The following is a 13,346-nucleotide window of genomic DNA, read 5'->3' as shown; positions in this document are numbered from 1 at the left end:
CCTCTCACCGGCACCAATGAAATCAAAGGCTCGCAGCGATGCGGGCCTTTTCATTTTCCGGCGGTTAGGCAGCGTCGCGATGCATCGCAGCGACGTTTGGGCCGCCGGAAAGAGCGCCTGATTGCGAACTGCTTTTTCGGAAAAGAATAAGACATCTAGCCTGGAAGCCGGATAATAGCGAGCAAATGTATCGTTCTGGTAATCCCGCATGGAAATCAAGGTTAATTTTCTCGACAACCTCAGGCTCGAAGCCAAGTTTGATGATTTCACGGTGGTCGCCGATCAACCAATTCGGTACAAAGGCGATGGTTCGGCACCGGGGCCTTTCGACTATTTCCTGGCTTCGTCGGCGCTATGTGCCGCGTACTTCGTAAAGTTGTATTGCCAGACTCGCAGTATTCCTACCGAAAATATCCGTCTATCGCAGAACAATATTGTCGATCCGGAGAATCGCTACAACCAAGTATTCAAGATTCAGGTTGAGTTGCCTGCGGATATTTCCGATAAGGACCGCCAGGGCATCTTGCGTTCAATCGAGCGCTGCACCGTCAAGAAGGTGGTGCAAACCGGACCGGAGTTCGTCATTGAAGAGGTCGAGAACCTGGACGCCAATGCGCAGGCCTTGCTGCTGCCCGGCACGGGATCAGAGGCGCGCACCTATATAGCGGGTAAGGATCTGCCTTTGGAGCAGACGATCGCCAATATGTCCGGACTCCTGGCCGATCTTGGCATGAAGATCGAAATCGCCTCGTGGCGCAATATCGTGCCGAACGTCTGGTCGCTGCATATTCGCGATGCGCATTCGCCGATGTGTTTTACCAATGGGAAAGGCGCCACTAAGGAAAGTGCTTTAGCCTCGGCGCTAGGCGAATTTATCGAGCGAATCAACTGTAATTTCTTCTACAACGATCAGTTCTGGGGAGAAGATATTGCCAATGCCGCGTTCGTTCATTATCCGAACGAGCGTTGGTTCAAGCCTGGCCGTAAGGATGCGTTGCCGGCGGAAATACTCGATGAGTATTGCCTGGAAATATATAACCCCGACGGAGATTTGCGCGGCTCGCATTTGTACGACACCAACTCTGGCAATGTAAAGCGCGGCATCTGCGCTTTGCCTTATATCCGGCAGTCGGATGGGGAGGTGGTGTATTTCCCATCCAACCTGATCGAAAACCTGTTTCTCAGCAATGGCATGAGTGCCGGCAACACACTGGCCGAAGCTCAGGTGCAATGCCTGTCAGAAATTTTCGAGCGAGCCGTTAAACGGGAAATCCTTGAAGGAGAAATTGCGCTGCCGGATGTACCGCAAAACGTACTGGCAAAATTCCCCGGCATCGTAGCGGGCATCAAGGGGCTGGAAGAGCAAGGCTTCCCGGTGCTGGTCAAAGATGCCTCGCTGGGCGGGCAGTTCCCGGTGATGTGCGTCACCTTGATGAACCCACGTACCGGTGGCGTATTTGCCTCATTCGGCGCTCATCCGAGTTTCGAAGTTGCGCTGGAGCGCAGCCTCACGGAGTTGCTGCAAGGACGCAGTTTCGAAGGGCTCAACGATCTGCCTCAGCCGACCTTCGAAAGCAACGCGGTGACCGAGCCGAACAACTTCGTGGAACACTTCATCGATTCGAGCGGTGTGGTGTCGTGGCGCTTCTTCAGCTCCAAAGCAGACTTCGATTTCGTTGAATGGGATTTCACGGCCGACGGCGACGACGCCAATGCCCAGGAGGCCGCCACCTTGTTCGGCATCCTCGAAGAGATGGGGAAGGAAGCCTATATGGCGATCTACGAGGATCTGGGCGCAACGGCTTGCCGCATCCTCGTGCCCGGCTATTCCGAGATCTACCCGGTGGAGGATCTGATCTGGGATAACACCAACAAAGCGCTACTGTTCCGTGCGGATATTCTGAATCTGCACAGCCTGGACGATGCCGGTTTGCAAGCACTTGTCGAGCGTCTGGAAGAAAGCGAACTGGATGACTACACCGACATCACGACATTGATCGGGATTGAGTTCGATGACAACACCGCCTGGGGTCAGCTGACCATTCTTGAGTTGAAGCTGTTGATCTATCTCGCCTTGCAGCGATTCGAAGAAGCCAAAGAGCTGGTTGAGGCCTTTCTGCAATTCAACGACAACACCGTCGAGCGCGGCTTGTTCTACCAGGCGTTAAATGTCGTATTGGAGGTCGAGTTGGACGAGGAACTGCAACTTGATGATTACGAGGTCAACTTCCGCCGAATGTTTGGCGATGCTCGGATGGATGCGGTGACCGGATCGTTGGACGGTAGCGTGCGCTTCTTCGGCTTGACGCCTACCAGCACCAAACTGGAAGGGCTAGATCGCCACCAGCGGCTCATTGACAGCTACCGGAAGCTCCATACGGCTCGAGCCAACGCGATGACTTCGGCTCGCTAGTTCCACTGCCGAGCGAAGCCTGATGAACAAAAAAGCCCGCATAGTTGCGGGCTTTTTCGTGATGCAGCGCGGCTGCTGACTCAGTTCGCGGCTACGGCTTCCGGCTTGTGCTGCTCGTTGCGGGTTTTCTCGCCGCGCGCAGGGGCCGCGTCGTAGAGTTCGACCATATGGTCGAGGTTAGCCCGCACGCGGCCTTTCATGGCTTCGACCACCGCGCGCAGCTCGGCCCGCTGGCTGTCGCCGAACACGTTGACCAGGTTGGTGCCGATCTGGCTGATCTGTGGGACTTCTGCAAAGCCGCACGACTGCTTGGGAACCCAGGTTTCAAGAAAGCTCGAGAGCTTGATCACGCGCTGCGGGAGCAATGCTATTTGCGGAACGGCGTAGGCAAGCGCGGTGATCGCGCCGTGCAGGCTGGTACCGCAATAGAGCTTGCTGGTGGCGATGCAGCGAATGATGTCTTCGATGTTGCCACTGTCTACACGGTAGGCGCGCTCGTCACCGAGCAGGCTATGCAGCTTGTCGAGCGGTTCGTCATCCGAGTGCCCAGGTGCCTTGCCGATGGTGAGCAGCGCGATCTTCAGACCGGTATTGACGTTGAGTTCGGTCAGTTGCTGAGCGATCGCCTCGATGCGGCGCTTGGCGTGGTGATCGGAGATATGGAAGACGATATGGCCGGGCTCGGCGGGATCGACCTGCTGCGGGAAAATATCGGATATCAGGATCGCGCTATCCGGCACCAGGCTGTGTTCGACTCCGAGCTTGTCCAGCTCAGCCGAGGTTTCCCGGTCACGTACCGACACATAGGTGCAGTCTTTGAGGTTGCGCTTGATGGCGTCATGGATCAGCGGCTTCTTGCGGCTGATCTCGTTTCCACCGACGCTGTTGTACATCACCTTGTAGCCGGGCAGGTCGCGTTCGCCAAGGACGAGCGGAATATCCGACGGAATCGAAGTGAACATACGGCTCAGGCGGATGAACGCCTTGTGGCCGATCAGGTAAGGGCTCGCCTTGATCGGGTAATAGATCGCCTGCGGTGCGAGGTAGCCGATGATGCTTTCCCACTGCGCCGTAAGGCACTCGCCGCCGGCCACGATGAGCATCGTTTTCGGCTGCTGACGGGTAGCGTCCAGCGCTTTTTTCAGCGGAACGGTGGGAAGCGCCCCGTACCGTGAAAGATTGGACTTCTTGGTCGCGGCGACTATCACAGAAAAGCGACCATCCGCTTCTAGGTAACGCTTGAGGACGATTGCAAAGAGCAGATCGCCATAGTTGTGCCGGTCATAGGCTCCGTAAGCGATTACGTTTACCCGGTCAGTCATGGCGTCGGACTCCTTTCGATATTCTTGAACTGCACGTAGAGCAGGGTGTTTTTGATCGCCAGCGCTACGGCTGTGGCAAAGCAGGCGCCATTGACGCCGTAGCGCGGAATGAGGATCAGGTTTAGCGCGACGTTGATCACGCAGGCCGCGATGTTGTTGTGCAAGTAACGACGGTGATTGCCAGTCATGGTCATGAAGATGCCCAGCGGGCCTGCGGCCAGGACAAAGAAATAGCCGATGGCAAGGACCAGCAATGGATAGACGCCTTGCTCGCGGTACTCGGGGCCGAACACGGCAAGGATGTATTCGCGTAGCAGGCCGATGGCAAGCAGGATCATCAGCGCCAGCGCCAGCATGAAGCGCGAATACTTGCGGACAATAGCGAACGCACCAGCGCGGTCGTTCTGCGCCCAGCGTTTGGAGATGTCCGGGGCGATGGTGCCGTTGATGATGAACAGCAGCGTGGTCGAGAGCGCTGCGATCTTGGCTGCGATGTAATAGATGCTGACTTCACTGGCTGAGCGCAGCACGCCGAGTAGCAGCGTGTCGGACAGCTCGATGATGCTGTTCATGACGGCAATCAGCATCAGCGGTATGCAGAGGATGAGCATTTCTCGCCAGCCCAGCGCAGCCTCGGTTCCTGAGCGGGGGAGGCTGGCTCGGGCACGCCAGATCGATCCGAGAATGGCCAGCGCGAAGCTGAACGCAAAGCAGGCCACTACGGTCGTCAGGTCGCTGCCGGTGATCGCCACCAGCAGAAGCGTTAGCGCAGGCTGAACAGCCGTTTGCCAGAACAGGCCCTCGCTGGTCTTGTGCTTGGCCTTCAAGGTCTCGCTGGCGATGCTCAGGAGTGACAGGCCAAGGGCAGTAACCGCAAACAGGACGGCGGCGTGGACGAAATAGGCCTGTGTGGTCTCGGAGAAATACACCACTGCCAAGCCGATCAGGAATGCAGGTATGTTCATCAGTGCCGAGAGCATCAAGGCTCGGTCGAAGTACCTGCGCTGCTGGCCTTCGTGCAAGGAGGAGATATTTTTCAGGCAAGCAATGTCGAGGCCCAGCCGGGCGAGCAGCGACAGGAAGATGCCCAGCGCCACGCAAAAGAACACGGTCCCGGCCAACTCGGGCACCAACAGCCGCGCCAACAGGATATTCAGGCCGAGCGTAGCGCCAGCGCCGCTGCCTTTGGTAACGATGAGCCTGGCGTATTTGACGAGGTCGGCTTTCATTCCAGGGTGGGGTGCGTCCGTGGCGTAGGCCGATTTCATTCAATGCTCCTGCGGCCGCTAATCGCGACAAAAGCCATGGCTGGCGTCCGGGTTGCTACTGCTGGTCAAGTCAAATGCGCTGATCAAGCGGTTCGGACCTGGCAGCTGTATGCAGTCGCTTTCAGTCAGCGTTGGACTGAATTGGCGACTCCATCAAGAGCGTCAACAGCGTGGAAAGTTCCTCCGCCATGCGCCCGTCGTGCTTAAGCCGGTGGGCGCATCGCGTGCTAGACAGGCTCTACGTCGCCTCGCTCATCGCGGAAGGCGAACTCTTGCAACCGAGGGTCGTCCCACGATTAACGGCTTCGGCTTTTTTCAGAGCGAAAAGGGGAATGGCAATGCTGAATACGCGTGGCATCGGCAGCTTCGAGCTGTTGAAACGCACCTTCAAGGATTTCAGCAACGACGACATGACCACCTACGCGTCGGCTCTGGCGTACCGAGCGATTTTTTCGTTGTTTCCCTTTTTGCTATTTCTGATTGCATTGCTGGGCCTGCTGGATCTGCAGGATTTTTTTACCTGGCTTCGCGAACAGGTTGCACTGGTGTTGCCCCCCGATGCGTTGAACTTGGTCAACCCTGTTATTGACGGAATGCAGGAGAAAAAAGGCGGTTTTCTTTCCTTCGGTATTCTCGTGGCGTTGTGGTCGGCCTCGGTCGGAGTTCGCTCGTTGATGAACGCCATGAACAAGGCCTACGACGTCAAGGAAGGACGACCGACCTGGAAATTGGTTGTGCTTTCGGTTGTATACACGATTGGCTTGGCGCTGATTCTGCTGGCCACTGCGGCGCTGATGGTCGTCGGCCCACAAGTTATCGAGTGGCTAGCTGATCAGGTTGGCTTAAAGGCAATCGTCGTCACGCTGTGGACCTGGCTGCGCTGGCCAGTGGTGGTGGTGCTGATGATGCTGGTAGTGGCGGTGCTCTATTACGTCACGCCCGACGTCGAGCAAGAGTTCCGTTTCATCACGCCAGGCTCGGTACTGGCTGTTATCGTGTGGATTGCCGCGTCCACCGGCTTCGGCTTGTACGTGCAGAACTTCGGTAACTATGACGCGACCTACGGCAGCATCGGGGCGGTAATTGTGCTGTTGCTCTATTTCTACATATCAGCGGCGGTTTTGCTCTTCGGTGCTGAGCTGAATGCGGTGATCGAACATGCCTCTACAGAGGGTAAGGATGACGGTGACAAGCGTGTCGACGGCTAGTGAGCAGATAGCGCAGATGCGACGGCGAACAACTGTCCGGACCGGTGGTCCATTGATTTCATTGCAGAATCTTTCGGGTGGTGGTCTGGCTGCGGGCCTGCCAAGGGTCGCCGCTCACGGCTAACTGAAACCGGCTCCGAAGGTTTTGCATCGAGACCTAACGGAGACGCTCCACTTTGCACATCGCCGATATGACCATGTTCTACGCACCTGCTAGCGGCGGCGTGCGTACTTATCTCGAGGCCAAACACCGGCGCTTGCAGCTATATGCTGGAGTTCGCCATAGCATCCTGGTTCCGGGTGAGCGCTATAGTCACAACGCGGGTATCTATCAAATTCCGGCACCCGCCCTGCCATTCGGCAAGGGCTATCGGTTTCCCATACGGCGCTCTCCTTGGCGTAATCAGCTGCGCTCTCTGCGCCCTGACGTGATCGAGGTCGGGGACCCCTACATGACAGCCTGGGCTGCTCTCGACGCCGGTCGGCGTCTGGACGTGCCGGTAATCGGCTTTTACCACTCGGATTTGCCATTGCTGGTGAGCAACCGTATCGGCCGATGGCTGGGCACCAACATGAACGGCTACGTTTCCAGGCTGTACAGCAGCTTCGACCGGGTACTGGCGCCGAGTCGCGTCATGGCAGAGAAGCTGACATCGCTGGGCGTCGATAATGTTTATGTGCAGCCGTTGGGTGTTGATCTGGATACCTTTCGGCCGAGTTTGCGTGACCCTCAGGTCCGCCGCGAACTGGGCCTTGCCGACGATGCGCGGTTGATGATTTTCGCAGGACGTGGATCACGAGAAAAGAACCTCAATGTACTGCTGGACACCGCACGGCGCTTGGGTGAGCCCTACCATCTCCTGCTGGTAGGTTCCGGTATGCCGCATCGCGTGCCGTCCAACGTGTCAGTGATCGACCGGTTTTGTCCTGCCGCGGAGGTGGCGCGCTACATGGCCAGCAGCGACGTCCTGCTGCACGCCGGAAACCAGGAGACGTTCGGCCTGGTAGCGCTCGAAGCCATGGCCAGTGGGATACCCGTAATCGCGGCACGCGCTGGCGCATTACCTGAACTGGTGCCGTTCCATACCGGTCGGCTCTGCCGCCCGTTGGACGCCGTAGCGATGGCGCAGACCGTACGAGAGTTGTTCGAGGACGATCCGCGATTACTCGGCATGCAAGCCCGTCAGCATGTCGAGGCGCACCACGCATGGGATGCGGTGGTCGCCGGCTTGTTGGCGCACTATCACGCGGTATTGGGCACGGCGGAATTGCCGGTCGCCGTGCATGGCTGAGTGCAGCCTGATGCTGGTGCTGCATGACGTGGCGCCCGAAACCTGGCCGGACTACCGGCCCTTCGTCGAAGCGGTCGACGCGCTGGGCCAGATCCCGATTTCGTGGCTCGTGGTGCCGGATTTCCACCGCCGCAACCGGCTCGATGATCATGTGGAATTCCGACGTTTGCTGGATGGGCGACTCGCACGTGGCGATGAGCTGATCCTGCATGGGTGCTACCACGCCGATGAGGCGCCTGAACCGCGCACGCCACGTGACTGGTTTATGCGCCGCGTCTTCACCCATGAAGGCGAGTTCTACCCGCTGAGCCGCGAAGAGTCTGCCAGGCGTTTGCGGCATGGAATCGAACTGTTCGAACGCAACCAGTGGCCCCTGTATGGCTTCGTGGCGCCTGCCTGGCTTTTGGGGTCGGGGGCTCGAGAAGCGTTGGCTGCGACTGGGCTGACCTATACCAGCGACCCTGGCCACTTTTACTTGCTGCCCGACTACCAAGCCATAGACGCGCCCGGCCTGGTCTGGAGTGCTCGAAGTGCATGGCGCCGCGGTATGTCACGGCTGCTCAGCGAGCGAATGCTCCATCGGTACCAGCGGTCGCCGGTGTTGCGGCTCGGTTTGCATCCGGTGGATATGCGCCATCCGTTCTCGCGTCAGTACTGGCTGGATCTGTTGATCCGGTTGCTCGCAGACGGGCGCGAGCCAGTGACGAAAATAGACTGGCTTGATCGCCACGTACTGACTTCGAGCGCCGCGGCATGAGTCGTCGCTGGTGGTTGCTCGCTGGCGCTTTGCTGATGGCCGCCCTGGTGCCGATTTTGCTCGGCGGCAGTGGCTTGTTCGAGCGGTTACGCAGTTTTTCCCCAGGCTTGCTACTGACGATGCTTGGCATGATCGTATTTGGCTGGTATTTGAATGCGCTCCGGCTGCGCTTGCTCATTGGCCGTCGCCGCTTGGGACAGCATCGTGCGCTGGGCATCGTGATCGCAACGGAGTTCGCCATCTGTGCTACGCCGGGCGGCGCCGGTGGTCCGTTGACGATGATGGCGCTGTTGCTGCGCCATGGCGTGCCGCCCGCCAAGGGTACCGCGACCTATGCGGTCGAGCAGCTGACCGACCTGCTGTTTTTCGCCTGTGCGCTGGTGGGTGTGCTCATCTATGCGGTCACCCATTCGCTGAACAGCTATATCGCCAGCCTGCTTGGCTTTAGTGCGGCACTGCTGATCGGCTTAATGGTGCTACTTGCTTTGCTTGGCCGCTTTCATCGGCAGGTATTTCTGATCAACGGCTGGCTGGTCGGTCGACTGGGTGTGAAGCGTACGCGTCGGCGTAGCTGGGCCAGAAAGGTGTTGAGTTTTCGCAATGCATTGCTCGAGTGTTTCCGGTTGCCGCGGTCGATCCTGCTCGGGGTGTTCATCCTGACCACGCTGCATTGGCTGCTGCGCTATAGCGTGCTGTACCTGACCTTGCTAGGGCTTGGCAGCTCGCTGGCCTGGGCCTGGACCTTTATCGTGCAGCTGCTGGCGCTGACAGCCGGACAACTGAGCCTGCTGCCGGGTGGTGCCGGTAGTGCCGAACTGGCCTCTGCGGCCTTGCTGGCGCCTTTGGTGGGGAAGTCCACGGCGGCGGCGGGCATACTGATCTGGCGTTTCGTAACCTATTACTTCTATCTCATCGCCGGCGCGCCGCTGTTTCTGCATCTCGCCGGTCGGCCATTGTTCGATCGCCTGGCCAAAGCCCGAAATGTCTGACTGGCTCCGCCTTGCCGTTCCTCGGAAAAACGAAACTAATATCGGAGGCGTTCGGTCCACTGAACGTACCCAAGCAGAGAGGAATGAGCCATGAGCAGTACTGAAGATAAAGTGAAAGGCAACCTCAACGAAGCCGTCGGCAAAGCCAAGCAAGGCTTGGGTGAGGCAACCGATAACGAGCGCATGAAAGGCGAAGGCCAACGCCAGGAAGTCAAGGGCGACGCTCAGCAAGCCAAGGGCGAAGTCAAGGACGCAGTGAAGAAGGGTGTTGATCGCGCCTGATTCGCAGCTTTCATAAAAAATGCCCGCATCGCGCGGGCATTTTTTTGTCCGGACGCCTCTCAGCGCTCCAGATGTTGCAGCTTGTCCTTCACGCCGTCCCACTCTTCGGCGTCCGGCAGCGAGTCTTTCTTCTCGGTAATGTTCGGCCAGACTTCCGCTAGATCGGCGTTCAGCTGGATGTACTCCTGCTGATCATCCGGTACTTCATCTTCGGAGAAGATCGCTTGGGCAGGACACTCCGGCTCGCACAACGCGCAGTCAATGCACTCGTCCGGATGAATGACCAGGAAGTTCGGCCCTTCGTAGAAGCAGTCCACCGGACAGACTTCTACACAATCGGTGTATTTGCACTTGATGCAGTTGTCGGTGACGACGAAGGTCATTTCTAGCTATCTCCTCGGGCGTGTCGGGTGGCGTTGCAATGACGCCCCCGTTCGGCAGGATTATGGCGGCACCAGGCAAATGCCGCCTATATCCAAAAAATGCGCGCGATTCTAGCAGCTTTTTAGCAGCCGTCAGACACGCGCTTTCAGGTTGTATAGCAGGTCCAGCGCTTGGCGCGGGCTCATATCATCGGGATTGATCCGGAGCAATTCTTCGACCACCGGGTGCGGAAGACTTGCAAACAGGTCGTTTTGCTGGGGTGGCGCAGGCTGGCCAGGCGCCATCTTCGGTGTTTCGTGGGGCAAGCTGGTGGTTTCCAGCCGCGACAAATGGTCGCGTGCGCGCTGAATCACTTCGCCAGGCACGCCGGCCAGTTGTGCCACTGCCAAGCCATAACTCTGGCTTGCCGGTCCCGGCAGAACATGATGCAGGAAAACGATGCGTTCGTTGTGCTCGGTGGCCGACAGGTGCACGTTAGCCACCACCGTCTGGCTTTCGGGCAGTACGGTGAGTTCGAAATAGTGGGTCGCAAACAAGGTGTAGGCGCGCAGTTTGGCCAGGTGCTCGGCAGCCGCCCAGGCCAGCGACAAGCCATCGAAGGTGCTGGTGCCGCGACCGACTTCGTCCATCAGCACCAGGCTGCGGTCGCTGGCGTTGTGCAGGATGTTGGCTGTCTCGCTCATCTCCACCATGAAGGTCGAGCGTCCGCCAGCCAGATCGTCCGAGGAACCGATGCGGGTAAAGATGCGGTCGACCAGAGACAGCTCGCAGGCCTTGGCTGGAACGAAACTGCCGATCTGTGCCAACAGTACGATTAGCGCGGTCTGGCGCATATACGTCGACTTACCGCCCATGTTTGGCCCGGTAATCACCAGCATGCGAGTGTCGTCGTCGAGGCTGAGGTCGTTGGCGACGAACGGCGTCTGCAGGACTTGCTCGACTACAGGATGGCGGCCTTGCTCGATCTGCAGGCAGGGATGCTCGACGAAGCGCGGGCGATTGAGGTCGAGGGTCAGAGCCCGTTCGGCGAGGTTGCTAAGGACGTCGAGTTCGGCCAGCGCCGCGGCGCTGTCCTGCAGCGGCGCGAGATGGCCAATGAGCCGTTCCAGCAGTTCTTCGTAGAGCTGTTTTTCACGCGCCAGTGCCCGGCTCTTGGCCGACAGCGCCTTGTCTTCGAACTCTTTGAGCTCCGGCGTAATGAAACGCTCGGCGCCCTTAAGCGTTTGCCTGCGGATGTAGTCGGCCGGTGCAGATTCCGCCTGTTTGCTGGGCAGCTCGATAAAATAGCCATGCACCCGGTTGTAGCCGACCTTGAGGTTGGCCAGCCCGGTACGGGCTTTCTCGCGGGTTTCCAGGTCCATCAGGTACTGGCCGGCGTTCTCCGACAGCGATTGCAGTTCGTCCAATTCAGTGTCATAGCCGGTCCTCAACACGCCGCCTTCGCGGATTACTGCCGGCGGGTTATCGATGATGGCCTTTGCCAACAATGCAGCGAGCTCGGGGTAGGTCCGGATGGTGGTCGCCAGCTCGATCAGATGAGGGGCGACCAGTTCCGTCATAGCTTCCTGAAGCTGCGGCAGGGCCGCGAGCGCGTCGCGCAGGCGCGCCAGATCGCGGGGACGAGCGTTGCGTAAGCCGATCCGCGCGAGAATGCGTTCGAGGTCACCGATTTCTTTCAGCTGTGGCTGAATCTGCTCGAAGCGATAGTGCTCCAACAGGCAGGTGATCGAGTCCTGACGGGCTTCGAGCACGCTTCGATCACGCAATGGCCGATTCAACCAGCGGCTGAGCAGGCGGCTACCCATGGCGGTCTGGCAGCGGTCGACCACTGATTGCAGGGTATTCTCGCGCCCACCGCCGAGGTTAATGTCCAGTTCCAGATTGCGCCGGGTCGCGCCGTCAAGAATGACAGTCTCGTCGAGACGCTCGTGTCGAAGGCTGCGCAGATGATGCAGTGCGGTGCGCTGGGTTTCCTTGGCATAGGTCAGGAGGCAGCCTGCGGCGCCGATAGCGAGCGTCAATCGCTCGCAGCCAAAGCCTTTCAGATCCTGAGTCCCAAACTGTTGGCAGAGACCTTTGAAGCCACTGTCACGGTCGAAATCCCAAGGCGCTCGCCGGCGTACGCCGCGGCGCTTCTCGACTGGCAAATTGGCAGGCCAGTCGTCCGGGATCATCAGTTCAGCCGGGTTCAGGCGCTCTACCTCAGCCAGTAGCGTTTCCCAGCCGCCAAACTCCTGCACGCTGAATCGGCCGCTGGTGATGTCCAGCACCGACAGGCCGAACAGCTTCTCGTCGCCCACCACCGCTGCCAGGAGATTATCCCGGTGCTCGTCGAGCAGGGCTTCATCGCTCACCGTGCCGGGGGTGATGATGCGCACCACCTGTCGCTCCACCGGGCCCTTGCTGGTCGCCGGGTCGCCGATCTGTTCGCAGATCACTACGGACTCGCCAAGCTTTACCAAACGGCTGAGATAGCCCTCGGCAGAGTGAAACGGAATGCCAGCCATGGGGATCGCATTGCCACCGGACTGACCGCGCGCGGTCAGGGTGATGTCCAGCAGCTTGGCCGCTTTCTTGGCGTCGTCGTAGAACAGCTCGTAAAAGTCGCCCATGCGGTAGAACATCAGCTGGTCAGGATGCTCGCGTTTGAGCTTCCAGTACTGCTGCATCATGGGCGTGTGATGGGACAGGTCTTGTGACATATAGCTCGACTTGGTGCGATGTGCGGTAACAGTACCGGCGCGGCTCGATCTCGTTCGGGTAACGGCCGTTGCGGGTACTGCGCGCAGATGAAATAAACCGGGAAGGTTATCATGGCCCGTGCCGCTGCGACGGTGTTTGGCCACGCGTGGCAGACCCTCGAAGCAAGCGCTAAGGTAGCGATTGACATAATCATCGGGAGCTTTCATGTCCACCCTGACCGAGCTCGCGGCCCAGTTGGGCCATGTGCTGCAGCAAAAAATGGCCCAAGTAACCACTGCCGAGTCCTGCACTGGGGGAGGCATTGCCGAGGCCATTACCCGCATTGCCGGCAGCTCGGCCTGGTTCGAGGCGGGCTTCGTCACCTATTCCAACCGTCAGAAATCCTGTCAGCTGCGCGTGCCGGAACATCTGTTTTCCGAAGTGGGTGCAGTGAGCCGTGAGGTCGTCGAAGCGATGACCCGCGGGGCCCAGGCTGCCAGCGGGGCGCGCTACGCTGTGGCTGTCAGCGGCGTAGCGGGGCCGGGCGGCGGTTCGCCAGAAAAACCAGTCGGTACGGTGTGGCTGGCCTGGGCCTGCGACGATGAACGGTACTCAAGACGTTTTCAGTTCGACGGCGACCGGCAGGCCGTTCGTGAGCAGAGTGTGAAGGCGGCGCTCGTCGGATTGATCCGCCTAGCGGCTGGAGAAAATCCGATTGAGGGCTAGGCGCTCGTTTTTGCCTATGCTCT

The 13,346-nt window shown here is 59.0% G+C and carries 11 protein-coding genes; 7 read left to right on the top strand and 4 right to left on the bottom strand.

Features of this window, described 5'->3' with window-relative positions; all coding sequences use genetic code 11:
* Window positions 1-208 precede the first annotated feature (208 nt).
* Complete coding sequence (locus ACQKIK_RS02830; RefSeq protein WP_499134652.1) at window positions 209-2,413, top strand: OsmC domain/YcaO domain-containing protein; 2,205 nt, start codon at window positions 209-211, stop codon at window positions 2,411-2,413.
* Between the two features lie 80 nt (window positions 2,414-2,493).
* Here the strand turns inward: ACQKIK_RS02830 and ACQKIK_RS02825 are convergent, their stop codons facing one another.
* Together ACQKIK_RS02825 and ACQKIK_RS02820 are read right to left on the bottom strand one after the other, a co-directional pair.
* The gene (locus ACQKIK_RS02825; protein WP_241530509.1) at window positions 2,494-3,735 is read right to left on the bottom strand and encodes a polysaccharide pyruvyl transferase family protein; all 1,242 of its coding nucleotides are present in this window, start codon (window positions 3,733-3,735) and stop codon (window positions 2,494-2,496) included.
* Complete coding sequence (locus ACQKIK_RS02820; RefSeq protein ID WP_499134650.1) at window positions 3,732-5,003, bottom strand: oligosaccharide flippase family protein; 1,272 nt, start codon at window positions 5,001-5,003, stop codon at window positions 3,732-3,734. Before ACQKIK_RS02820 ends, ACQKIK_RS02825 begins: the two co-directional genes overlap by 4 nt.
* A 332-nt stretch (window positions 5,004-5,335) precedes the next feature.
* Between ACQKIK_RS02820 and ACQKIK_RS02815 the strand changes: the two genes are divergently transcribed.
* The 5 genes from ACQKIK_RS02815 (at window position 5,336) to ACQKIK_RS02795 (ending at window position 9,531) form a co-directional block, all read left to right on the top strand.
* Window positions 5,336-6,211, top strand: a complete 876-nt coding sequence (locus tag ACQKIK_RS02815) for a YihY/virulence factor BrkB family protein (RefSeq protein WP_499134647.1) — start codon at window positions 5,336-5,338, stop codon at window positions 6,209-6,211.
* A gap of 176 nt (window positions 6,212-6,387) precedes the next feature.
* Window positions 6,388-7,503, top strand: a complete 1,116-nt coding sequence (gene gpgS, locus ACQKIK_RS02810; RefSeq protein ID WP_417775247.1) for an N-acetylglucosaminyl phosphatidylglycerol synthase — start codon at window positions 6,388-6,390, stop codon at window positions 7,501-7,503.
* Window positions 7,496-8,260, top strand: a complete 765-nt coding sequence (gpgD, locus tag ACQKIK_RS02805) for an N-acetylglucosaminyl phosphatidylglycerol deacetylase (protein ID WP_417791909.1) — start codon at window positions 7,496-7,498, stop codon at window positions 8,258-8,260. The genes gpgS and gpgD overlap by 8 nt, the downstream gene beginning before the upstream one ends.
* A complete protein-coding gene (gpgF, locus tag ACQKIK_RS02800; protein ID WP_073300875.1) occupies window positions 8,257-9,249 on the top strand; it encodes a glucosaminyl phosphatidylglycerol flippase in 993 nt (330 codons plus the stop codon). The genes gpgD and gpgF overlap by 4 nt, the downstream gene beginning before the upstream one ends.
* Window positions 9,250-9,339: 90 nt before the next feature.
* Window positions 9,340-9,531 (top strand): CsbD family protein, encoded by a 192-nt coding sequence (locus ACQKIK_RS02795; RefSeq protein ID WP_073300874.1) that lies wholly within the window; start codon window positions 9,340-9,342, stop codon window positions 9,529-9,531.
* 59 nt (window positions 9,532-9,590) lie between these two features.
* Here ACQKIK_RS02795 and fdxA read toward each other — a convergent pair whose 3' ends face one another.
* Together fdxA and mutS are read right to left on the bottom strand one after the other, a co-directional pair.
* Window positions 9,591-9,914 carry a ferredoxin FdxA gene (fdxA, locus tag ACQKIK_RS02790; RefSeq protein ID WP_019342347.1) on the bottom strand — a complete coding sequence of 108 codons (324 nt, stop codon included), beginning with the start codon at window positions 9,912-9,914 and terminating at the stop codon, window positions 9,591-9,593.
* 132 nt (window positions 9,915-10,046) lie between these two features.
* On the bottom strand, window positions 10,047-12,617 hold the full coding sequence (mutS, locus tag ACQKIK_RS02785; protein ID WP_073300873.1) for a DNA mismatch repair protein MutS: 2,571 nt from the start codon (window positions 12,615-12,617) through the stop codon (window positions 10,047-10,049).
* A 205-nt stretch (window positions 12,618-12,822) separates the two neighbouring features.
* Between mutS and ACQKIK_RS02780 the strand changes: the two genes are divergently transcribed.
* Window positions 12,823-13,323, top strand: coding sequence for a CinA family protein (locus tag ACQKIK_RS02780; protein ID WP_073300872.1), 501 nt, complete (start codon window positions 12,823-12,825; stop codon window positions 13,321-13,323).
* Window positions 13,324-13,346 lie beyond the last annotated feature (23 nt).

Origin of the sequence: Pseudomonas sp. NPDC047961 (assembly GCF_050272435.1) — a bacterium.
Lineage (GTDB): Bacteria > Pseudomonadota > Gammaproteobacteria > Pseudomonadales > Pseudomonadaceae > Stutzerimonas.
Note: the sequence above shows the minus strand (reverse complement) of the source record. Positions and strands in the feature narration are given on the sequence as shown.